This window comes from Arthrobacter alpinus, from assembly GCF_001445575.1.
Classification (GTDB): Bacteria; Actinomycetota; Actinomycetes; order Actinomycetales; family Micrococcaceae; genus Specibacter; species Specibacter alpinus_C.
In genome coordinates this window covers 3,468,875-3,491,132 of the sequence record NZ_CP013200.1, presented here as the reverse complement: position 1 = coordinate 3,491,132, position 22,258 = coordinate 3,468,875, and the positions used below count along the sequence as shown (strand labels likewise).

20 protein-coding genes and 1 riboswitch are annotated in these 22,258 nt (G+C 61.8%); of the genes, 10 read left to right on the top strand and 10 right to left on the bottom strand.

Annotated elements, in window-relative coordinates:
• Positions 1-73: 73 nt before the first annotated feature.
• Positions 74-751: a phosphoglycerate mutase family protein gene (locus tag AS189_RS15630; protein ID WP_062290903.1), complete on the bottom strand. Its 678-nt coding sequence runs from the start codon at positions 749-751 to the stop codon at positions 74-76.
• 46 nt (positions 752-797) lie between these two features.
• On the opposite strand from AS189_RS15630, the gene AS189_RS15625 reads away from it, so the two are divergent.
• Positions 798-1,673 (top strand): CPBP family intramembrane glutamic endopeptidase, encoded by an 876-nt coding sequence (locus AS189_RS15625; protein ID WP_237759884.1) that lies wholly within the window; start codon positions 798-800, stop codon positions 1,671-1,673.
• Between the two features lie 216 nt (positions 1,674-1,889).
• Here the strand turns inward: AS189_RS15625 and AS189_RS15620 are convergent, their stop codons facing one another.
• On the bottom strand, positions 1,890-2,528 hold the full coding sequence (locus AS189_RS15620; protein ID WP_062290900.1) for a VOC family protein: 639 nt from the start codon (positions 2,526-2,528) through the stop codon (positions 1,890-1,892).
• A 60-nt stretch (positions 2,529-2,588) separates the two neighbouring features.
• Here AS189_RS15620 and AS189_RS15615 point away from each other — a divergent pair, with 60 nt between their 5' ends.
• The 3 genes from AS189_RS15615 (at position 2,589) to metX (ending at position 8,173) form a co-directional block, all read left to right on the top strand.
• Positions 2,589-5,213, top strand: a complete 2,625-nt coding sequence (locus AS189_RS15615; protein WP_082634356.1) for a Tex family protein — start codon at positions 2,589-2,591, stop codon at positions 5,211-5,213.
• Positions 5,214-5,452: 239 nt separating this feature from the next.
• Positions 5,453-5,570, top strand: a riboswitch (SAM riboswitch).
• 77 nt (positions 5,571-5,647) lie between these two features.
• Positions 5,648-6,970 (top strand): bifunctional o-acetylhomoserine/o-acetylserine sulfhydrylase, encoded by a 1,323-nt coding sequence (locus tag AS189_RS15610; protein ID WP_062290897.1) that lies wholly within the window; start codon positions 5,648-5,650, stop codon positions 6,968-6,970.
• Between the two features lie 117 nt (positions 6,971-7,087).
• Positions 7,088-8,173 carry a homoserine O-acetyltransferase MetX gene (gene metX / locus AS189_RS15605; protein ID WP_062293843.1) on the top strand — a complete coding sequence of 362 codons (1,086 nt, stop codon included), beginning with the start codon at positions 7,088-7,090 and terminating at the stop codon, positions 8,171-8,173.
• A gap of 81 nt (positions 8,174-8,254) precedes the next feature.
• Here the strand turns inward: metX and AS189_RS15600 are convergent, their stop codons facing one another.
• Positions 8,255-8,686: a hypothetical protein gene (locus tag AS189_RS15600; protein WP_062290894.1), complete on the bottom strand. Its 432-nt coding sequence runs from the start codon at positions 8,684-8,686 to the stop codon at positions 8,255-8,257.
• A gap of 251 nt (positions 8,687-8,937) precedes the next feature.
• Here AS189_RS15600 and AS189_RS15595 point away from each other — a divergent pair, with 251 nt between their 5' ends.
• Positions 8,938-10,494 (top strand): MFS transporter, encoded by a 1,557-nt coding sequence (locus tag AS189_RS15595; RefSeq protein ID WP_062290892.1) that lies wholly within the window; start codon positions 8,938-8,940, stop codon positions 10,492-10,494.
• Here AS189_RS15595 and AS189_RS15590 read toward each other — a convergent pair.
• Complete coding sequence (locus AS189_RS15590) at positions 10,491-11,312, bottom strand: SGNH/GDSL hydrolase family protein (RefSeq protein ID WP_062290888.1); 822 nt, start codon at positions 11,310-11,312, stop codon at positions 10,491-10,493. The two genes, AS189_RS15595 and AS189_RS15590, sit on opposite strands and share 4 nt — an antisense overlap.
• A 79-nt stretch (positions 11,313-11,391) precedes the next feature.
• Here AS189_RS15590 and AS189_RS15585 point away from each other — a divergent pair, with 79 nt between their 5' ends.
• Complete coding sequence (locus tag AS189_RS15585; RefSeq protein WP_062290885.1) at positions 11,392-12,042, top strand: alpha/beta hydrolase; 651 nt, start codon at positions 11,392-11,394, stop codon at positions 12,040-12,042.
• A 75-nt stretch (positions 12,043-12,117) separates the two neighbouring features.
• Here the strand turns inward: AS189_RS15585 and AS189_RS15580 are convergent, their stop codons facing one another.
• From AS189_RS15580 to AS189_RS15570, 3 genes are read right to left on the bottom strand one after another with little or no spacing between them, the layout of a single operon-like run.
• Complete coding sequence (locus tag AS189_RS15580) at positions 12,118-12,348, bottom strand: RNA-binding S4 domain-containing protein (RefSeq protein WP_062290881.1); 231 nt, start codon at positions 12,346-12,348, stop codon at positions 12,118-12,120.
• Positions 12,349-12,406: 58 nt separating this feature from the next.
• Positions 12,407-13,087: an HAAS signaling domain-containing protein gene (locus AS189_RS15575; RefSeq protein ID WP_062290876.1), complete on the bottom strand. Its 681-nt coding sequence runs from the start codon at positions 13,085-13,087 to the stop codon at positions 12,407-12,409.
• Complete coding sequence (locus AS189_RS15570) at positions 13,084-13,347, bottom strand: PadR family transcriptional regulator (protein WP_082634355.1); 264 nt, start codon at positions 13,345-13,347, stop codon at positions 13,084-13,086. Before AS189_RS15570 ends, AS189_RS15575 begins: the two co-directional genes overlap by 4 nt.
• Positions 13,348-13,544: 197 nt before the next feature.
• Here AS189_RS15570 and AS189_RS15565 point away from each other — a divergent pair, with 197 nt between their 5' ends.
• The 4 genes from AS189_RS15565 (at position 13,545) to AS189_RS15550 (ending at position 19,006) form a co-directional block, all read left to right on the top strand.
• Positions 13,545-14,630 carry a lactonase family protein gene (locus AS189_RS15565; RefSeq protein WP_062290870.1) on the top strand — a complete coding sequence of 362 codons (1,086 nt, stop codon included), beginning with the start codon at positions 13,545-13,547 and terminating at the stop codon, positions 14,628-14,630.
• 279 nt (positions 14,631-14,909) lie between these two features.
• Positions 14,910-16,295: a glycine--tRNA ligase gene (locus AS189_RS15560; protein ID WP_062290867.1), complete on the top strand. Its 1,386-nt coding sequence runs from the start codon at positions 14,910-14,912 to the stop codon at positions 16,293-16,295.
• 3 nt (positions 16,296-16,298) lie between these two features.
• The gene (locus tag AS189_RS15555) at positions 16,299-17,288 is read left to right on the top strand and encodes a GNAT family N-acetyltransferase (RefSeq protein WP_062290865.1); all 990 of its coding nucleotides are present in this window, start codon (positions 16,299-16,301) and stop codon (positions 17,286-17,288) included.
• Positions 17,289-17,698: 410 nt separating this feature from the next.
• Positions 17,699-19,006: a YibE/F family protein gene (locus AS189_RS15550; protein ID WP_082634353.1), complete on the top strand. Its 1,308-nt coding sequence runs from the start codon at positions 17,699-17,701 to the stop codon at positions 19,004-19,006.
• On the opposite strand, the gene AS189_RS15545 is transcribed toward AS189_RS15550, so the two are convergent.
• Genes AS189_RS15545 through AS189_RS15535 form a run of 3 tightly spaced genes read right to left on the bottom strand, consistent with a single transcriptional unit; the run spans position 18,950 to position 22,047 of the window.
• Positions 18,950-20,098 (bottom strand): FAD-dependent oxidoreductase, encoded by a 1,149-nt coding sequence (locus AS189_RS15545; RefSeq protein ID WP_062290856.1) that lies wholly within the window; start codon positions 20,096-20,098, stop codon positions 18,950-18,952. The genes AS189_RS15550 and AS189_RS15545 overlap by 57 nt on opposite strands.
• Entirely contained in the window at positions 20,091-20,861 is a 771-nt protein-coding gene (locus AS189_RS15540) for a class I SAM-dependent methyltransferase (RefSeq protein WP_129587300.1), read from the bottom strand. The genes AS189_RS15545 and AS189_RS15540 overlap by 8 nt, the downstream gene beginning before the upstream one ends.
• The gene (locus tag AS189_RS15535) at positions 20,854-22,047 is read right to left on the bottom strand and encodes a type III polyketide synthase (protein ID WP_062290853.1); all 1,194 of its coding nucleotides are present in this window, start codon (positions 22,045-22,047) and stop codon (positions 20,854-20,856) included. The genes AS189_RS15540 and AS189_RS15535 overlap by 8 nt, the downstream gene beginning before the upstream one ends.
• Positions 22,048-22,258 lie beyond the last annotated feature (211 nt).

Sequence of the window (22,258 nt, the reverse complement as noted above, 5' to 3'; positions counted from 1 at the left end):
GGTGTCGAAAATTTATAATTAGGTCAGCCAAGTGTTTCTTATTGGGTAGTGCGGGCGCGGGCCCCGCCGGAGTTCACCAAATATGGTCGGGGGCATCCAGGACAGTGGTCCCGGGTTCTGCTGGTGTCCACTGCTCGAACGGTTTGTCCAGGAGGTAGCGGTCGCCGTCCTTCACGAGCGTGCGAGTTGCGGCGTTCTCCGGGTTGTTCAGCGATTCGAAGTACTCCACCGACCAGTGGAACCAGCGCATACAAAACAGTCGCATGGTCAGCCCGTGCGTCACGAACAGGGCGTTGGGCGCGGCGTCAGGTTTGGCCCACTGCCGGAACAGGGTCTCCATAAACGATGACACCCGGTCGTATACATCGGAGCCGGATTCACCCTCGCGGAAACGGTAGAAAAAGTGCCCGTAGGCGTTGCGCAGTTCCTTCTGATCGGCAATCTCCGCCGGGTTCTGGAAGTTGGCCCAGTCCTGCTCTCGCAGCCGCGGCTCCTCCATGGTGGTGTCCACAAGGTCGCCCAAATTCATGGCTTCCAGCGTCTGATAGGCGCGCAAATACGGTGAAACATAGACCCGCACCTTCTCCCCGTCTAGCTGCCGCCGGACCTTCTCCCCGGCAGCCTTCGCCTGCAAAACACCGAGCTCGGTCAGCGGAATGCGGTAGTCGGGAAGCCGGTTGTACAGGGTTTGGTCAACGTTGGCCGCCGACTGCCCGTGCCGCACCATGATGATCTGTCGGGGAGCGCTCATTCCCCGAGCTTACCGACTTGGCATGCACAACTGCGTCAGGAGCGGCATGATTACCTCTATGACTGAACCGTTGCCTTCCTTCTCCAAGCACGACGGCGTTGCTCCCGTCCGCGCCCCTCTCGCCCCCGGTGCCGGGTCGCCACCGCGGCAAGGTGCCGCATCCGCCGTCGACCATCAAGGCTGGGGCACCAAGTCTCGGCGACGGCTGATTACCGAAGTACTGCTGGTGCTGGGGGTATCGATCGGTCAATCGGCCGTATATTCGGTGGTGTCGCTGCTGGATAAACTGAGCCGGGCGCCCATTTCGCAGGGGACCTCCACGCTTAATGCGGTGCGCAACAACCGCGAATTCTTTGATTTCACGTACCAAATTCTGGATATTTTCTTTGCCCTGGTGCCTGTCATGCTGGTGTTTTATCTGCTGGCCGAGCCCGGGAAATCCGTGTTCCGCAGTATTGGGCTGGACTGGCGGCATCCGCTGCGCGACGGTCTAAGTGCACTGGGGCTGTTGGTGGTTATTGGGGTGCCATCGCTGGGGCTTTATGCTGCCGGGCGGGCCATGGGGATCACCACCGAGATCATTCCCAGCGCCCTGAATCAGTATTGGTGGACGGTGCCGGTCCTTGTGCTGTCGGCCATTCGGGCGGGCGTGCTGGAGGAGGTCATCCTCAACGGGTACCTGCTGGGCCGGCTGGCGAAAATTGGGCTGGGGCCCTGGGCAGCGATTGTCCTGGTGGCACTGCTGCGTGGAAGTTACCACTTGTATCAGGGGTTCGGGCCGTTCATTGGCAACGTCGCCATGGGCTTGCTGTTCGGCTGGGTCTACAAGAAGTGGGGCCGTGTGGCGCCGTTAGTCGTGGCGCACGCACTAGTGGATATTGCGGCGTTCACGCTCGGTCCGGCGCTAGGCTTCGGCGGCTGAGCGCGCGCCGCCGTCCGCTGCGGATGCCATGCTCGGGTCTGCCACGCCTGAGACTGCCGCGCCTGAGACTGCCACGCCCAGGCCTGACACGCTCGGGGGTAGAAGTTACCAAACGCGGCCGCTAACCCCGTTCAACTCAAACGAGGGGGTAGTTGTTACCTTTCGCCTCCGGTAGACCACGGGCGAAAGGTAACAACTACCCCCTCAACTCAAAAACTAGATGGTCACCGGGCCGTTGGCCGTTTCGAAGGTGACGCTCATGATGCCGGGGGTGCCTCGCGGTGCGATCCACTCCACGGCGACATCGTTCAACGGTGCCTCTACGGGCTCACCCAACCACTCGGTGACGCGTTCGGCGCTGCCGGCGATGGTCAGCGAAGCCAGGCGCACCTCGGAGGGGCGTGCCTGCGAGGGGTGGAGGGCAGGATCGCCCTCCCACTTGAGCATGTAAGGCACCTGCGGGTCCGCGATCAGGCCCTTGATGCCGATCTGCTGCCAGATCAACTCTTGGCCGTCCGGGAACTTGCGGTTACCGGGGACTGCGCTGCGGCCTAGGCGTTCCTCGAAGGGGGCCAGATCGTCCACGGCCACGCACCAGCCCATCCAGCCGCCGCCCGCAGCGGAGCGTGCCTGCACGGCCTGTCCGAACGGTGCCTTGTCCGACGCCGGGTGGTTGAGGCACTCCACGATCTCCACATAATGGTGGTCCGTGAGGGGAATAATCATATTGCGGGTGCCGAAGCGGGGGTGCACACCACCCTTCACTGCCTTGACCCCGAGGGCTGTTGCGATTCGCTCCGTAGTGGCAGCCAATCCGTCTGATTCACTGGCGTAAGAAACATGATCCATTCGCATAACTTCATCTTGGCACTTTGTGATCCGCCTCTCGACTTAGTGTTACCTAACTCATGTGGGATGTGTGATGTTGCTGGGTCCCGGAGAGCCTGCGGCGTGGGGCAGAATTGGAGGGTGAATGAGACTGCTGCACCCCTGAATCTGCCCACAGCCGCCGCCCAGGCCGAGCGCATCATCAACACCATCGCCGCTGAACTGGGTGTGCGCCCCGCTCAGGTCCGTGCCGCGATTGGCCTGATGGACGACGGCGCTAGCGTCCCCTTTATTGCCCGGTACAGAAAAGAAGCCACCGGCACCCTTGATGACACCCAGCTGCGTGAGCTGGACGAACGCCTGCGGTACCTGCGTGAATTGGAGGCCCGCCGCGTAGTTGTCCTGGAAACCATTCACGGTTTGGGGAAGTTGACGCAAGCCCTGCGCCGTTCCGTGGAGGCCGCCGCCACGAAGTCCGAGCTGGAGGATCTGTACCTGCCGTACAAATCCACGCGCAAGACCAAGGCCGACACCGCCCGCGAGGCAGGTCTGGAACCGCTGCTGGATGCACTGCTGGGAGATCCAACGAAGTTCCCGGCCGTTGAAGCGGATGCGTTTGTCAGCTCAGACCGCGGAGTGGCCACAGCAGACGATGCCTTGGCTGGTGCCCGGGCCATCCTGATTGAACGCGCCGGCCAGGATGCAGCGCTGGTTGGTGAGTTGCGTGAACGGCTATGGAAAACCGGCCGGCTGCGTTCCAGTGTGAAGGCGGGCAAAGACGCTGAAGGGGAGAAGTTCAAGGACTACTTTGACTTCGCTCAACCACCGCACACCCTGCCCAGCCATCGGGTACTGGCCTTGCTGCGAGGCGAAAAGGAAGGCGCGCTTTCGCTGGATCTTGCTGAGGGCGACACCCGCGACAAAGAGGCAACAGCGCAAGCCCGTGCGGCGTACGAGAACGCTGTGGCCCGATCCTTGGGCATCTCAGAATCCGGACGCGGCGCCGATGCGTGGCTCATGACCAGCGCCCGGCTGGCCTGGCGCACCCGCATTCTCACCCGACTGTCAGTGGACCTGCGTGTGCGGCTGTTTCAGAGCGCCGAAGAGGAATCCGTGCGCGTGTTTGCCGCCAATCTGCGCGATGTTCTGCTCGCAGCTCCCGCCGGGAACCGTGCCACACTCGGGCTTGATCCCGGGCTTCGCACGGGCACCAAGGTGGCTATTGTGGACGGCACCGGTCAGGTGAGCGCCACCGAAACCATCTATCCGCATGCGCCGGCCAAGCGCTGGAATGAAGCACTCGCCACCTTGTTATCGCTGTGCAAAAGGCATGAAGTGGAGCTAATTGCCATTGGCAATGGAACTGCCAGCCGTGAGACCGACAAGCTGGCCACTGAACTTGTGGCTGAACTCAAGCGGATCAACCCTGACCGTTTGGTCAGCAAGCTGGTGGTCTCCGAGGCAGGTGCCTCCGTGTATTCGGCCTCGGCCCTGGCCAGTGCCGAGCTACCCGGCATGGACGTGTCCTTGCGCGGTGCCGTCTCCATTGCGCGCCGATTGCAGGATCCGTTGGCCGAGTTGGTCAAGATTGAGCCCAAATCCATCGGTGTTGGCCAGTACCAGCATGACCTCACCCCGGCCAAGCTGGACCGCTCCCTCGACGCCGTGGTTGAAGACTGTGTGAACGCGGTGGGAGTTGACCTGAACACGGCCTCTCCAGCCCTCCTGGCGAGGGTGGCCGGCGTCGGGCCTCTTTTGAGCGAAAACATTGTGGCTCACCGCAATGCGAACGGTCCATTCAATAAGCGCCGCGAGCTGCTCAAGGTGGCTCGGCTGGGTCCTAAAGCGTTTGAACAATGCGCCGGATTTCTGCGGATCACCGGGGGAGCGGAGCCGCTTGACGCCTCCAGTGTTCACCCCGAAGCCTACGGTGTGGCCCGGAAGATCCTCGCCGCAGCAGGGGCCAGTACTCAGGAGATCGCCGGAGGAGTGGATGCGGTTGCTTCCGTGAACCCTGCCCAATTCATTGAGGGTGAGTTCGGTCTGCCCACGGTCAAGGACATCATCGCTGAGCTCCAAAAGCCCGGCCGCGACCCACGGCCGCGCTTTGAGACGGCCACTTTCACGGACGGCATCGAGAAAATCACCGATCTGCACCCGGGCATGATCTTGGAAGGGACCGTCTCCAATGTGGCCGCGTTTGGCGCCTTCGTGGACATTGGCGTGCACCAAGATGGCCTGGTGCATGTTTCGGCCATGAGCAACAGCTTCGTTTCCGACCCGCACACCGTGGTTAAATCCGGCCAGGTGGTGCGCGTGAAAGTGTTGGAAGTGGAGCCGGATCGCAAGCGGATTTCGCTCACCCTGCGCCTGGACGACGAGGTTGGAGCTGGCGCGAAGTCGGGATCCCCTGCTGACTCCCGGCAGCGTGGTGGGAAGTCCGACGTCGGCTCCCGCACTTCAGGGCGCCCCTCACCTGCGGGTAGCGGAGCCAAGGTTGCGCCTCGAGCGGCCCAATCCGGCTCGGCTCAGCCGCGAGCGGCCCAATCTGGCTCGGCCCAGCCGCGCTCCGCCCAGCCTCGCGCGGCCCAATCCGGCTCGGCTCAACCGGCGGGACGTCAGAAGGGTGCACTCCAGGGGAGTCCCGGCGCTGCGCCGTCGGCTAATACGGCCATGGCTGAGGCGTTGCGGCGGGCTGGCTTGGGCAAGTAACCCCTCCGAGGGCGTCGAGTGTCCACATAATGTCGCTTAGGAGGCTCAAAACGGTCTCTAAGTGGCATTATCTGGACACTCGAGCGGCAAAAGGGGCAAGTGGGCCCAAAGATGCCGGCCATCAGTCACTAATTCATCCAGTCTCACTTTTTGTACGGATTTTCAAACAGATATTCGCCAATAGTCATAAACTCGTCATAATCTTGCGGCTTTCCGTGCGATCTTCCACACTGGAAGCAGGTCATGAGTGTCAGCGACTAGCCCCGGCTTGCTGGCCGGCAACCCTCCTTCCGCGGTGGGGTGCCCCGGGTGAAGACCAGGCACCGAACCGACCGGTTCATGGTGCAAGCGCGGGCCATACTCCATAAGGCTTTTCCGGCAGTGATGCACAGGAAGACCTTTGCCGTAGGCCACTAGTGTGAAGGAATCCATCCATGAGTAACGGTTGGTCATTTGAAACCCGTCAGATCCACGCGGGCCAGGAGCCGGACGTCACGACCGGCGCCCGAGCCTTGCCGATCTATCAGACAAGTTCGTTCGTGTTCCCCTCGGCTGAGAGTGCAGCGGCACGGTTCGCTTTAGCTGAACTGGAGCCGATCTACACACGTATTGGCAACCCCACCCAGGATGCTGTTGAGCAGCGTGTCGCCAGCCTCGAAGGCGGTGTCGGCGCTTTGCTGCTGGCGTCCGGGCAGGCAGCAACCACCTTTGCGATCCTGAACATTGCCGAGGCCGGAGACCACATTGTCTCCAGTCCCAGCGTTTACGGCGGCACGTTCAACCTGCTGGCCCACTCGCTGAAGAAGCTCGGCATCGAGACCACTTTCGTCTCGGACCCCGACAACCTGGATGAATGGCGTGCAGCCGTCCGCCCCAACACCAAGGCATTCTTCGGCGAGACCGTCTCCAACCCGCGCCAGGACGTGCTTGACCTGGAAAGCATCAGTGCCATCGCCCACGACGCCGGCGTGCCGCTGATTGTGGACAACACCTTGGCCACCCCGTACCTGATCCGTCCCATCGAGTGGGGTGCCGACATCGTCATCCACTCGGCCACCAAGTACCTGGGCGGACACGGCACAGCCATTGGTGGCGTGATTGTGGACAGTGGAAACTTTGACTTCGCAGCCAGCCCCGAGAAGTTCCCCGGCTTCAACACCCCAGATGAGACCTACAACGGCCTGGTTTACGCCCGCGACCTCGGCGTGGGCAGCGCCCTGGGTGCCAACCTGGCCTATATCCTCAAGGCTCGCGTTCAGCTGCTGCGCGACCTGGGCTCGGCCATCTCCCCGTTCAATGCCTTCCTCATTGCCCAGGGCATCGAGACGCTGAGCCTGCGCGTGGAACGCCACGTTAGCAACGCCGTCGAGGTGGCAACCTGGCTTGAAGGCAATGAAAACGTTGAAGCAGTGGCTTACTCTGGCATCCCCTCCAGCCCCTGGTTTGAGCGCGGCCGCAAGTACGGTCCCAAGGGCACCGGCGCGGTTGTGGCCTTCGATATCAAGGGCGGTGCCGAGGCCGGCAAGCGCTTTGTTGACGGACTGGAACTGCACTCACACGTTGCCAACCTGGGTGACGTGCGCTCCCTCGTCATCCACCCGGCGTCGACCACTCATGCTCAGCTCTCACCCGAGCAGCAGCTGGCCGCCGGTGTGCGTCCGGGGCTGGTCCGCCTGTCGGTCGGCTTGGAAAACATCGCAGACATCATCGCAGACCTTGAAGCCGGATTCCGTGCGGCAAAGTCTTCAGTGAACTAAGTGACTCAAGTGATTGACTCGGCTTCGGAGCGGAACACGATTTCCCCTGGTGTTGAAACAGTAGCTCCCGAGCCCGACGGCGGTCCTTGGTCGGCCGCCGTCGGGCGCGGGGGCGGTGTGCTGCGCTCTATCCACATTGGTTCATTGCCGCTGGAAGCCGGAGGCGAACTGCCATCGGTGAGCATGGCTTTCGAGTGCTGGGGGACTCTCAATGCCGCCGGTGACAATGCCGTGCTTATCCAGCATGCCTTGACCGGCAGTACCCACGTCAGCCGCGGCGATTCCGAAGAAGACGGCTGGTGGGAAGGCCTGGTGGGTCCCGGCGAAGTCATCGACACCAACAAGTACTTTGTAGTGTGTGCCAACATGATTGGCGGCTGTTACGGAACCACCGGCCCCTCCAGCATTGCCGCCGATGGCAAACCGTATGGCTCCAGGTTCCCGTTCGTCACCATCCGCGATTCCGTTGATGCGGAGGCGCGCTTGGCTGACAGGCTTGGCATCACTACCTGGTACGCCGTCATTGGCGGATCCATGGGTGGTGCGCGGGCCCTGGAATGGGCTGTGAGCTACCCGGAGCGCGTCCAGCGTTGCGCCGTGGTCGCCTCCTGCGCGGCCAGCACGGCCGAGCAAATCGCTTTTGCCCAAGCTCAGGTGCTCGCAATCCGGCAGGATCCGCACTTTGCTGGCGGGGACTACTACGAGGGGGCTGCCCCCATCGCTGGTCTGGGGCTGGCGCGCCGCATTGCCCACATCACCTACCGTTCCGAGGCTGAGATGGGTAGCCGTTTTGGCCGTAAGGCCCAGGACGACGGCGGCACCATCAGTCATGTGAGGCTCGCCCCCGACACTGGCGGCAGGTTCGCGATCGAAAGCTATTTGGATCACCAAGCACACAAGCTGGTGGGCCGCTTTGATGCCAATAGCTACATTGTCATCACCGAGGCGCTCATGAGCCACGATGTCACGCGTGACAGGGGAACTTTGGAGGAGGCGCTGGCTGTGGTGGCCGATGTTGAGTTCGTGGTGGCCGCGGTCAATAGTGACAGGCTCTACTTCCCCTCTCAGTCCGAGGAGTTGGCGGCTGCGCTTCCCGGTGATGTTGTTGTGGGACACATTGATTCACCCATTGGCCATGACGGCTTCCTGACAGAAGTTGCCGCAGTGGGCGCCCTATTGCGGGATTCGTTCTTCGCAGCCTAGGCAGCTCGGATCTTGAGCGCTTAAATATTTGTTGGTCCCACCCGGCGGTGGGACCAACAAATATTTAAGCGGTTATTGAAGCTAGAAGTTCTTAAAGATCGTTTCTCGGTGGACGGCGTACTGCTCAGCAGTCACTTGGCCGTTGCGGCGAGCGGTATCCAACTCATCGAGTTTACGCTTGAGCTCGGCCTCAGCCCGCATGCGTTCGTTAGCGAATCCGGTGGTCTGGTGGCCGTGGGAGGTGTCGTAGTTGTTCAACGGAACACCGTTGAGCAAGGTGCCCACGTATGGTGCGTTCGTTGGCTGGTGGGCCACCCCGTTCCGGCCAGACGGTTTCGTGGCCGTGTACGGATTGGCGCGCTGTTCGCGCTTTTTGCGAGAGGCCGCCTTGATCAAGGAGCTCAGCAGCACCACGCCAATGATGATCAGCACAAAATAGGGAGGGGTACTAAATGATGAGGAAGAAGACGCGGCGAGGCTGCCTACCGCCAGCGACTCGATGATGACCGGCACAACACACCTCTTCTAGGGTGAGCGCCAAAATAGGCGACTCTCCTCCCATCCTAGTCGTTTTGTCAGTGCGTTCGCTGTCCTTGACGCCGCGTTTGGTGAAACATTCGCACCACAACAGGCGCGGCCGAGAAGGCAATTTTCGGCGCAACACTGCGGGTCCTTGGGTATCTATTCCAGTGCAACGATTATTCATGGGTGATTCCAAGACTGGGTATATCCGAAACTAACGGGTACCGCCTATAGTGGCGCTTATGTCCCAGACCCCAGTTCCGATGACGGATATAAATAGCGCCCCAGAGGTGTCCTCACGGCGCTGGTGGACGCTGACCACGGTGGCCCTAGCGCAACTAATGGTCGTATTGGATTCGACAGTGGTCAACATCGCTCTTCCCTCGGCCCAGCAGGATCTTGGATTTACCGACGGGCAACGCCAGTGGATTATCACCGCCTACTCCTTGGCTTTCGGTAGCCTGCTGTTGCTGGGTGGGCGGCTCTCAGACCTGTTGGGCAGGAAACGAACATTCATTATCGGCCTGATTGGTTTCGCCGGGGCATCCGCGTTCGGTGGCGCCGCAGGCAGTTTCGGCATGCTCGTCTTGGCCCGCGCCATTCAGGGCGCTTTCGGGGCCTTGCTGGCCCCGACAGCCTTGGCTGTGCTGACCACCACGTTCACAGTGCCGAAGGAGCGTGCCCGTGCCTTCGGTGTATTTGGCGCGATCGCCGGTGCTGGCGGCGCCGTCGGACTCCTTCTAGGGGGCTTCTTGACCGAAAACTTTAATTGGCGCTGGAACCTGTATGTCAACGTCTTTATCGCCGTCGTTGCCGTGGTTGGGGCACTGATCTTCGTCAGCCATTCCGTTGTCACAGGACCCCGTCCGAAATTGGATATCCCAGGTACCATCTTGATTTCAGGAGCCCTGTTCGCTTTGGTCTACGGGTTCTCCAACGCCGAAACTGACGGCTGGGGTTCGCCGCTGACGTGGGGAATGCTTGCTGGGGCGGCCGTGCTGATGGTCGTTTTCGTACTGTGGCAGCAACGCGCAAGCCATCCGATCCTGCCCTTGCATATTCCGTTGAATAGGAACCGTGGAGCCGCCTACATCTCGGTGCTGATTGCTGGGGCTGGCATGTTCGGCATTTTCTTGTTCGTGACGTATTACGTGCAGACCTCGCTCCGCTATTCACCGATTCAGACAGGCATTGGCTTCTTGCCTATGATCGGTATGCTGATCCTAGCCGCGCAGCTGTCCACTAACTTTGCGCTCCCGCGGTTTGGCCCCAAAGTCCTGGTCCCTTTCGGCATGGTCCTATCAGCTATAGGGATGGTTTACCTGACGCGATTGGATCTGGGGAGCACGTACGCTGGTGACCTCCTGCCGCCGCTGATGATTATCGGCTTTGGCATCGGCTCGATCATGCCGGCGTCCATCCAGACGGCCACCTACGGTATTGACAGCCGCTTTGCCGGCGTCGCCTCCGCCCTGGTCAACACTAGCCAGCAGGTCGGTGGTTCAATTGGCACTGCCCTGTTAAACACGCTCGCCGCCACCGCGGCCACCAACTACATCGCCGCGCACCTCCCACCATCAGCGGAAGTTGCGGCCCAAGCTGCCGTCCACAGCTACTCCGTTGCCTACTGGTGGGGTGCTGGTTTCTTCGCCGTAGGCGCGATCGTGTCCGCGATATTGTTCCGTCGGCGAGGGCAGTCATTGGTGTCTGCTCCATTAGGTGCTGGAGAAAACGTGGACGACGCCGTATCGGGCAACGCCAAGCCCCTCGTCCAGCACACGGCCCGCCACCGAGCCTAGTCGCCAGCTCCGGGCACCTCGGCGATAACCGGCGGACCAAACACCGGGCCAGGGGTCGGGCGTTTCGCAGAGATGCCGTCGCCTGAGGACTGGTGCCGCAAGCGCCTCAGTACCCAAGGGAACAAGAACTCCCGGGCCCAGACCAGATCCTCGGCGCGTGCCGCCTGCCACTTTTGCTGTGGCAGTGGCGTGGGCTCCAGTGGCACCAGCGAGTGCTTCACATTCAGGGCATCGAGTACCATCATCGCAATGGTGTGGTGGCCCAGCGGTGAGAAATGCAGCCTGTCCACGTCCCACATTTGTGTACCGGCGGGCTGCCGCAGGGACCACATATCGGCAATAATGGCGTCATGCCGAGCGGCGATGGTGCGCAGGTGCTCGTTGTAGATGGCAACCCTTCCACGCACTATTCCCAGAACGGGAGTGTCCCGGATATCAGGACCGTTGAATAGCAGCATCGTCGCTCCAGTCGCTGCCATTTTGGCCACGGCGGCATCAAGCTGTTCGGCCAACGCATCGGGGTCAGAGCCTGGTCGGATCAAATCATTGCCGCCAGCGGAGATGCTGATCAGGTCCGGCTTCAGAGCCAGCGCCGGTTCCAGCTGCTCGGACAGGATCTGACCCAGCAGACGGCCGCGGATGGCCAGGTTTGCGTATTTGAACTCGTCGGTGCCGTGGCTCAATTCCTCTGCCACCCTGTCGGCCCACCCGCGGTAGCCGCCCGGGCTGGAAGGTTCGGGGTCACCGATGCCTTCTGTAAAGGAGTCGCCCAAGGCGACATAGCGGGTCCAGGGGTGGGTCAGTATTGAATCATTCACCTCTCCATACTGCCCGGCAACTTGGCATCTTCGCTACTCCGCTTTTTGGACAGGGCAAGCTCCGTGGAAAGATGGGCCCATGAATGCAACCCCTACAGTCCTTTGGTCACGTCCCGAAAGCGAGCGCGCCGGAACTCCTCTTCTGGTCATCTTCCATGGCTACGGCGCCGATGAGGCAGACTTGTTTTCCTTGGCAGATCAGCTCCCCACGGAGTTCACTTTCGCTTCAGTCCGGGCGCCGCTGCAGGCTGGCCCGGGCTACTCATGGTTCCCGTTGAGCAACGATCTGAGTTACTCGGTGACGGCAGTGACGGAGGCCGCGTCCGCCGTCGAACACTGGATTGATGCGCTCCGTGACAATCACACGTCGGTGAGTTTGCTGGGATTCTCTCAAGGCATGTGCATGGCCACGTCATTGCTGCGGCACCGCCCATCCGATTACGCCGCTGTGGTGGGGCTGTCCGGATTTGTGGTGGATGCGCAGGGTGATCCGTACTTTGACGATGCCGCCGTTGCCGCCGTGAAGCCGGAGATTTTCTGGGGGCGCGATCAAGCTGATCCAGTCATTCCGCAGGAAGCCGTCGAGGCAACGAATACCTGGATGCACGCCCATGCCAAGCTCACCAAGGTCCTCTACACAGGCATTTGGCACGGCATCAACGCCCAGGAAATCGCGCACGTGGGCGAATTCCTGCAGTACAAGGTCCTGAACGCGCAGGCTGCTAAGTAGTTCTTAAAGTACGACGGCGGGCACCTCCAAGGTGCCCGCCGTTCGTTCGTTTAACCTGTGGTCCCGTCCGGGACGTCAGCCGCCGGTGGTGATGCGAACCGATTCGCCGTTGACCGTAACGGTGTCGCCGGGGTGGAGCTGGCGGCCGCGGCGGTCATCGATCTCGCCGTTGACCTTGACCAAGCCGTTTTTGATGAGCTCAGTTGCCTCGACACCGTCCTCGACCAGGCTGGCAAGCTTGAGCAGCTGGCCCAGGCGGATCATGTCGTCGCGGATGGGGATGTCAATGATCTCGTGTGCACTCATGTAGTTAATTGTGCCGCATGGATGGGTTTTCGTTTACCCGCTGCCGCGCGCTGCCGGTTCACGCTTGCTTGGTGCCGCGGCGGAGCCCGACCACCAGCAGGTAAACGGCCACCGCGATTGGCAGCAGGATCACAATGATGGCAGCGACGGTGGGAAACGCGGGTATCAGTGGGTTGGTGCCGGCGTCCATTGGCGTGGTGCTGCCGTCCATCGGCGAGACGCTGACGCTGGAGGTGGAACCGGAGGACTGCCAGACGCCCGTAGACAGCAGGAACATGGACCCGAACAGCCCGCCTGGCAGAACCACGGTACCCACGATCTTTTCCCAATTTTTCCAGCGGGTGCCCATCCACAGCCCGGCCACGCCGAAGAGCCAGCCCACTCCGACCATGAAGGCACCGAATGGCAGGAGTATGCAGGTTGCCACCACCCACAGGGTTGAGGCTTGGTGGCGCGGTGCCGGTTGCGGCAACTGCTGGAATTGGTATGAGGGCAGTTGCTGCACTGGGCCGGGGGCTTGTGCCCCAGCGTCTGCCATCCCGGCGGCGATGTCGTCGGGGCTGCCCAATCCGGCCAAGATTTCCGCGGTGGACTGGCCGCCCCGCTCGATGGCCTCGGCAATGTGCTCGCGAACGCCGAACATGATCTCCTCGGACTGCTCGGAGGGCAGCTGTGCCAGCCGGGCCTCGATGGTGGCCAGGTAATTGCGAACCTCGGGTGCCTCAATGTCGTGATTCATGGTGTTCCCCCGGTTGTTGAGTTGAGTGTGTCGGTAACGGAAGCGCTGAAGGTTTCCCAGACTTCGGCAAAAGCGGCCAGTGACTGCTGCCCTGATTCCGTCAAGGTGTAATAGCGGCGCGGGGCGCCCTGGCTGGATTCGCGCCAGCTGGTTTTCACCAGTCCGTTACGGCGCAGCCGGGCCAAGAGCGGATACAACGTGCCCTCGCTGGTGAGCAGCCCGCGGCGCTGGAGGCCGTTGGCTATGTCCAGCCCGTACATTTCTCCATCGCCAATCGTGGCGAGGACGCAGTACTCCAGAACCCCTTCCGGAGGTTGGTGCTGACAGTGTCATTGAGTACCATGCAATGCACAGTACCTTGTGTTGCGCAGTCATGCAACGGCTTTTGGGTGGTGGGCGCGGTAGCGTAGACGCAGAATTCCAGCGTGAGAAGACACAACGACCAGGAGCGCCAGCCATGCCCACCACCCCCGAACTGATTGTCAGCGGCTACACCCAGGAAGGTTATGGTGCTGGGCCGGGGATGGTGCGCTACGCGTTGTTGGCCGATGGCACCGTGGGGGAGCAATTGGCACAAGGCGCAGCCGTATCCAATCCATCGTTCATGGCGGACGGCGGCGCCGTTCTGTTCGCTGTTGAGGAATTGGAACACGGCAACGTGGTCGCGGTGGACCCATGGTCACTAGAGGTCCTGGGTAGGGTTTCCAGCGGAGGCGCCGACAGCTGCCATGTGGCACTCGTGGACAGTGCGGTGTGGGTTGCCAACTACTCATCGGGCACGGCGGCAGTCCTTCCCGCTGAAGATGTTGTGGGTCTGGGCATTAATTCCGGTTCGCACGGGGCGCCCGTCCAGCCCATAGTTCTGGCACATCCGGGCAGTGGTCCCGTGTCGGATCGCCAAGGCGAATCCCATGCGCATCAGGTCACGGCCACGGAGTGGGGCACCGTTTTGGTCGCGGACCTTGGCTCGGACAGGGTGGATGAATACTCCGCCGAGTCCCACGTTCGCCTGGGCTCAGCAGAGCTGCCGCCGGGGACGGGTCCGCGCCATGTTGCCATCAAAGGCGAGTTTCTCTTGGTGGCAGGTGAACTCGATGGCTACCTGCACGTCATGAGGCGGACTGTGCGCGACGCACACGGCGAATATTTTTGGCACTGGCTGTTCAAGGTCCCCTTGGCGGAAAATAGTCACGCCGTAGCGGATGCGGACCAGTTCTTCCCCTCGCACATTCAGCTCTCCGATGATGGCAGCAAACTCTATGCTGCAGTTCGCGGTCCGGACACCGTGGTGGTGTTGGACGTGACCGGATTGAATGTTCCGGAGAATACTGATGCGGCACCCACTTCACCACGGTTCCTGCAGCAGCTGTCCAGCGGTGGGACGTGGCCACGACACTTCGCCGTGGCCAATAACAAGATGTACGTTGCCAATCAAAACTCCAACACTGTGGCCGTCTTTAACGTAGACAGCCAGGGGCTGCTAGGCCAAGCACCCCTCCAGTCCGTGAAATTTGGCAGCCCCACCTGCGTTTTGCCGCGCTAACAGCGCAGCGGTGCGCCAACGGCGCACGTCTGGGGTCCGGCGTCGTGCTTCACATAGTCCTTATGCGCTGAACTGGCCATGGAGTCTGGTGCATAAAACAACACGCCCTGTTTTGTGCACCAAACTGACCGTGAGTTTGGTGCATGAGGCACCGGGCGCCGGATTCATCCCCAGTTCAGCGCATGCGGGGAACAATTCCTCCGGAATGGCCGCCGAACTGTAAGCTTGAGCGCGGGACGGACCGCACCCAGCGGCCTCGTAAGTAATAGGAGTAATACAGTGGCGCCTCAGTCCAAGCTTGACCAGGTCATATCCCTCGCGAAACGTCGCGGCTTTGTTTTTCAGGCCGGTGAGATTTACGGCGGTTCACGCTCCGCCTGGGACTACGGCCCCCTCGGCGTTGAGCTGAAGGAAAACATCAAGCGCGAATGGTGGCAGTCCTTTGTCCGTGGGCGTGAGGACATGGTGGGCCTTGATTCCTCCATCATCTTGCCCAAGGCTGTTTGGGAAGCTTCGGGCCACGTCGCAACGTTTACCGACCCGCTGGTCGAGTGCACTCAGTGCCACAAGCGCCACCGCCAGGACCACCTCGTCGAGGCCTTCGTGGCGAAGAAGAAGCGCCAGCCCGAAGATGGCATGAGCGAGATCGTTTGCCCCGACTGCGGCACCAAGGGCCAGTTCACCGAGCCGCAGCTGTTCTCCGGCCTGATGAAGACGTTCCTGGGCCCTGTGGACAGCGAATCCGGCATGGCGTACATGCGCCCGGAAACCGCGCAGGGCATCTTTGTGAACTTCAACAACGTGCTGACCACCTCACGCAAGAAGCCCCCGTTCGGCATTGGCCAGATCGGTAAGGCCTTCCGCAACGAGATCACACCCGGAAACTTCATTTTCCGCACCCGTGAATTCGAGCAGATGGAAATCGAGTTCTTTGTGCCCGGCGAAGACGCCGATAAGTGGTTCAAGGAATGGGTTGAACTGTGCTGGGACTGGTTCATCGATCTGGGCATCAACCCGGAGAACATGCGCCGCTTTGACGTCCCCGAGGACGAGCGCGCCCACTACTCCGCCGGCACCATCGACTTTGAGTACAACTTTGGCTTCCAGGGTTCCAAGTGGGGCGAGCTCATGGGTGTCGCTAACCGCACCGACTATGACCTCGGTTCGCACACCAAGGGTTCCGGCACGGATCTGAGCTACTTCAACCAGGCCACGGGCGAGCGTTTCACCCCGTACGTGATTGAACCGTCCTTCGGCTTGACCCGCTCCATGATGGCGTTCCTGGTGGATGCATTTGTGGAAGATGAAGCACCCAACGCCAAGGGTGGTGTGGACAAGCGCACCGTTCTGAAGCTTGATCCGCGCCTGGCCCCCGTCAAGGCCGCCGTGCTTCCCTTGAGCCGCAACGAGGAGCTGTCCCCGAAGGCCAAGGAGCTCGCCAACACGCTGCGCAAGCACTGGAACATCGACTTTGACGATGCCGGTGCCATTGGCCGCCGCTACCGCCGCCAGGATGAGATCGGTACCCCGTTCTGCATCACGGTTGACTTCGATACCCTCGAGGACAACGCCGTGACTATCCGCGAACGCGACACCATGAGCCAGGAACGCGTGCCGTTGGATCAGGTTCAGGCGTACCTGGCCGCCCGTCTGTTGGGTGCCTAAAAAGTGGCTGAACTTTCGTATCGGCCGTGGGAGGACGGCGACGATCTGACTCTCTTGGAGATTTGGGGAGACGCTGATTCGGCCCCGGCCGGGCAATTTCGCGCCGCTTTGACCCCGGCAACTGACGCTAATCCGTGGCGTCGCACCATCGTCGCTGAGGATCAGGGTATTCCGGTTGCGGCCGGCGTCATCTACTCGACCAAGCTGCACCCGGCCCGGCTCTGGGTTTATGTTGAGGTCGCCAAGGACCACCGGCGCGCAGGCGTTGGTGCAACCTTGCTGACCATGTTGCGCCGTGAAGCAGACGGGGCGCTTGCTGCCGGTTTGGTAAGCACGACGGCGTTGCGCACCAAGGCTGCCCCCGGCACCTCGGGCGCGGAGTTCGCCGCGGCCATGGGGCTGAGCGTTTTGCAGCGCAACAGGATTGTCGAGGTGGGTCCCGGCGCGCTGAAGCTTCCTATGTTTGGTGAGGGCACCGAGGAGGAAGCCACTGCACGCGTGCAGGATCTGGCGACCGGTTCTGTTGAGCTGACCGGTGTTGTGGGCCGATACTACGAGTCCGTGAACCAGTGGGACCCCACCGGTCCGGTGAGCCCCGGCCTGGTTCAGCGCATGTTCCTGGACGATCTCACTGGCGCCCACGGCGCCTTGGTGCTGCGGGCCGAGCCCGCCAGTGCCTTTGGTGGAGACGTTGCGCCGAGCAAAAAGGGCAAGATCCAAGCCTTTGCGCTCAGCTACTCACAAGGGCACATCGAGGCATCGGAAGATGTCGCGGCCAGTGCCTCAGAGGTGTTCCTCGGCGTAGAACCCGCACTGGAGAACGATGCGGCGGTGCAAGCCGTCTATGACCTGCTCGCCCTCATCACCCACCAGTACCCGGTACTCCTGGAACTGGACGACTCCATGGAAGCGCTCTGCGCCGTGGTTAACCCCATGATCGCCGTCGGAGCAGCCAAGGTCCGCGGCACCGAAACCCTGGTCCTCGGGGAGTAACAGTTGGTCGGCGGCGGGGTCGGACCCCTCGCGAGCGGGAAGGCTGGGCTCTCTCGCGGGCAGTAAGATTTCCTCGGTCGCTGGGCGACCTTGAAAATCCATCCCCGCTCCGAGAGCCCAGCCTTCCCTCCTACCGAGGGGCCGGCCCGGATGCCTTGGCTGTTTGCGACCCGTCCCGCTTTCTGACCGCTGGTGCGCACCAACGCTGAGTCCGCTGGGTCGGCGGCGGATCCGTCATTTTTTGTAGGCGACGTAAAGGAGACGCCCAAGGCCGCCCGCGGCCGACGCGTCGGATAGTCCCCAAGCACTCCCGCTACTCGCAAGCTCGCAGCGGGGCCCTCGCGCTTGTGGGCCCAGCCGGAAAATGGCGAGCCGCAACTGAACACAACCACAAGGACTGATCGCAGCCCATGGGCCATTCACATTCGCACGTTGATGAATCGACTTTGAGCCGGCCGGAGTTGCGCCGTCGGAAGGCGATGCGGCGCCGGGCGGTGGTGCTGTTGAGCTGGATTCTGGTGCCCCTGGCCGTGCTGACCATTGTGGCCATGGCGCTCATGTGGCCCAGCGCGAGCACTGCCCCAGCGCAGAGCGGCAACCCCTATGCCGCCGCGCCTGGGGCAAGCATCGATTCCGGAAAGGTGCTGCGCACGGCCACGGAAGACTGCTCCCTCAATACCGGCGGCAGCCCGGGGACCAGCTGCTTTGTCGCCTTCATTGAGGGGGAGGGGCAAACAGAAATTCCGGTGCTGATCAGCCCTGACATCGTGCAAACCCGTGGCGTCCACACCGGCGACACCATTAGATATTTGAACCTCTCCGGGCTGTCCGCCGTCACTGGCGTGGAAGCCAACGGCCCCCAGTATGTGTTCATGGACTTTGTCCGGACCTTCCCCATGGGGTTGCTAGCCGTGCTGTACGCCGTCGTGGTGGTGGCCGTGGCACGCTGGCGTGGTTTCCGGGCCATTGTGGGCCTGGCCGGGGCGTTCGGAGTGCTGGGCTGGTTCATTCTGCCGGCGTTGGCGCAGGGCCAGCCACCCATGCTGGTGGCGCTAGTGGGCTCATCGGCCATCATGTTTGGGGTGCTGTACTTTGCCCACGGCTTCTCAGCCCGAACCTCCACCGCACTGCTAGGCACCTTGTTCGGGCTCGGCGTCACGGCAGGACTCGCCTGGTGGGCGGTGGATGCCGCAGCCTTGGCGGGCCACTCGGGCGAGTACGGCTACCAGCTCTTGAATATGACCCAGGGGATGTCACTGTCCGGCATGATCCTGTGCGGCCTGGTGATCTCGGGCCTGGGCGTGCTCAACGACGTCACCATCACCCAATCCTCAGCAGTGTGGGAACTCTACGAACTTGCGCCCAACACCAGCACCCGGGAACTGTTCACCTCGGCCATGCGCATTGGCCGCGACCACATCGCCTCCACGGTTTACACCATCGCCTTTGCCTACGCAGGCAGCGCCATCCCGGTGCTGCTCATGGTGTCCCTCTTCGACCAGCAACTCCTCCTGGCCCTCACCGGATCCGAGCTCGCCGAGGAGATTGTGCGCATCCTGGTCGGCTCCATCGGGTTGGTCCTGGCCATCCCGGTCACCACGGCGGTGGCGGTTGCCGTGGTCAAGGCCACCGGCCGGCCTCAGGCTCGATCGGTTCAGGATTCACCGGATGCTGTGCATGGTGAAGCGGCGGGCCACAAGGTTTTGGACGGCGTCTAGCCCCATTACTCGGCGCAGCACTGCGTTGCGCTTTTGAAGGTACGACGCCGGGGCCTTGCGTCCCAGCGCCATGTTCAGGTGCGCTTGGCGTGCCGCCGTGTGGGCGGCGCGCATCCGTTTCCGCTCAAACGCTGCCAGCCGTGTCCCGGTTCGCTTGCCTTGGAGGGCTGCCACCACAATGGGTGCCAGATCGAGCGCATCGAGCCATCCCAGATTCATGCCTTGCCCGCCAATGGGGCTGATTTCATGCGCGGCATCGCCCACCAACGCCACTCTGCCTGCAACCATGTGCCGGGCCAGCCGGGTCCGGACACCAAAGGCGCTGAGCATGCTGTTAGCGCCAGCATCCACACGTGCTCCACTGCGTTCGCTGATCATAGTGGCTAGCTCAGCTGCGGTGGCGTCTTCTTGCAGCGAATCAGTGTGTGCCACCCACCGGCGCAGCCCGCCGGGTAGTGGAAATGACTCGAGGATCCCGGCCGGCTCCAGATAGAGAATGGCGGCCGAACCGTCTGTTCCTGTGTCCGGAAAATCGCCCATCAGATACGTGTCTGGATAGTCACGACCGCTCGTAGGGATGCCCAACAATCTGCGAACCACCGAGCGTGCACCGTCGGCACCCACCACCAGACGGGCTTGAAAATGCGTGGCAGCTGACGCCTCGGAAAGCGAGCCGGAGAGCGTGACGAAAGTGCCGCCGTCGTGCATGTCTGTTACGCAGAAACTACGGACGAGAGCTGAGGGATCGAGCGCACGGACCCGCGCCTCCAGCAGCGCTTCCGTGCGGGCTTGGGGGAGCGCCAGCACGAAGGGATACCGGGAGGAAAGGTTCGCGAAAGACAGTCTGGCCACTTCGGCCCCGGTGCTGCGGGCGATGCCGAGGCCAATCTGCACGCCCTCGGTCATCATGGCCTCCGCTACGCCCGCCGCATCCAACGCCGCCAGTGCCGGCGGATGGATGCCAATGGCGCGTGAATGAGTGCTTGGGCCGGTGCGCTGTTCCAGAATCCGCACGGTGAGACCCTCTTGGAGCAGGAGCGCGCCGAGGAACAATCCCACGGGCCCGGCGCCGACTACGATGACGTCAAACATGCTGCTGTCCCGGCGTATAGAGCAACAGATTCCGGTAAGGACGTGCGGACTCAACGCGCCACCCCTCGGGCAGAATGGCGCGCAGCTCTGTGGGCGTATAGCTGCGGCGAATCGAGGTCAGCCCGTCGCGCCGGATGAACGATCCCACGGCCAACGGAAGCGTCGCCACAGAGAACAGCGCGTAACCCAGGCGGCTGCGGGCAATGTCGCTGTGAACCACTAAATCCTCAGCCAGAGCCGCCGAATCCGTGAGCAGGACTCTCAATTCCGTCGGAGCCAGGTGGTGCAGCATGTGGTTGGAAATCACCACGTCGAACGTAGCGCCCTCCGAGACCAGCTCGCTGCTGTGCGTTTGTCGAAACTCCACTCCAGCCCCTGCGAAGTGAGTCCGGGCATAGGCGATGGCCCGGGGATCGGGATCGATAGCTGTGATCGTCAGATGCAGCCGGTCGCGTGCCGCCCACCGGGCCAGGGCTGCGGGGATATCGCCTCCGCCGCAGCCAATGTCTAAAAGGGTGCTGCTGCGTGTTGACGAGAGCAGCGGGCGGATACGTTGTTTGTACACGCTGTGCCACCGCGAGACCACGCTATTGATCACCGGAAATTGGGCGTAGGTGCGGTCCAATGTTGCTGGATCACAATCGGCCTTGTCCATTTCCTCAATGGCGTGCTCATCACGAACAGCCAGGAATCCCTGGCCATTCAGGTGAATCTGGCCATTCAGGAACCGCTCGGTGCGGGGTGGGAGCGGGTGTTCAGGCATGGACTTCCACTGCGTGCACGCGATCCGCGGTAGGTGCAGCATGCACGGGGGCCACTGCAGCGGACACCTTGGTGAATAGCCCGGTTTCCACGGTGAGGCCGGGGCCAAAAGCCATGGAGCAGATGCTCTCACGCTCGGATTCTGCCGGCTGTTCCAGTATGTGTTTGAGCACAAACATTACGGTGGCGCTGCTCATGTTGCCAAAGTTACGTAGCGTTTCCCGGGCTGGAATGAGCTGTTCGTCGCTGAGCTGCAATTTGCTCTGGACCTTGTCCAGAATGCTGCGCCCTCCAGGATGAATGGCCCAGTGGCGGATGTCGGAGTAGGGCAGGCCCTGAAGTTCTGGAGCCGAGGCCAGCAGTGGTTCCAAAGCGCCCACAATGTGTTCGTCGATGATCTTGGGGACGTAGCTGTCCAGCACCATTTCAAAGCCGTGATCGCCAATGTTCCAGGCCATCGAGTCCTCGCCCACGGGCGTCAGGACTGTTTCAAAGTGGTCCAATTCAAGGGCCATCCCGCCAGCGGGCAATTCCCGCCCCGTAATCACTGCAGCCGCTGCGCCGTCGGCAAAGAGGGACGATCCCATGATGGTGTCGGGATTATTGGAGGTGCGCACATGCAGCGAACACAGTTCCACGCTCACCACCAACACCACAGCGTTGGGATCAGCTTCGCAGAATGATTTGGCGGCCCGCAGCGCCGGAAAAGCGGCATAGCAGCCCATAAAACCCAGATGATAGCGCTGCACAGACGGGTTCAGCCCTAGGGCTCGGACAATCTTGTAGTCGGGGCCCGGGTTGAAAAAGCCGGTGCAGGAGACGGTGATGACGTGCGTGATATCTGCTGCAGCCACTCCGGGACAGGCAGCAACAGCCTTGCTTGCGGACTCGATGAACAGGGCAGTTGCAGCCGTGGCAAAGAGATCGTTGCGGACTTTTGTGGTGGGGTTCAGCAACAGTCCGGATGCGCCGTCATAAAACAGGGGGTCGGGTCCGCGGAAGTCTAAGCTCATCTCCTCGACGGCCGTGTGGCGGGTGTCGATCGCGGCCGAATCGAAGCAGGTACGCACCAGCCGCTGCCCCAGCCGGGTGAGGCCTGGTTGGGCGGCAAAGACATCGCGTGCCTGTTCTTGGATAAGGATGGTGGGTGGAACAGCTGTTTCGAGAGACCTCAGGGTGACCGTCATAGTCCATTCTTAGGGGCTCCGGGCCAAGAACACAATGGGTCGGCAATCACGTGAACCCTTGATTCGTGGAACACTGCGCCGGTGGCCTAGGATTACAACGACGCCCGGATTCTGCGTGAATCCGCTTTGAGGGCAGTACATACGCCCGGGATGGGCCTTGGAATGTTGGAGGTGAGCCGCATATGGACGACGGACATAGTCGATCTACGTC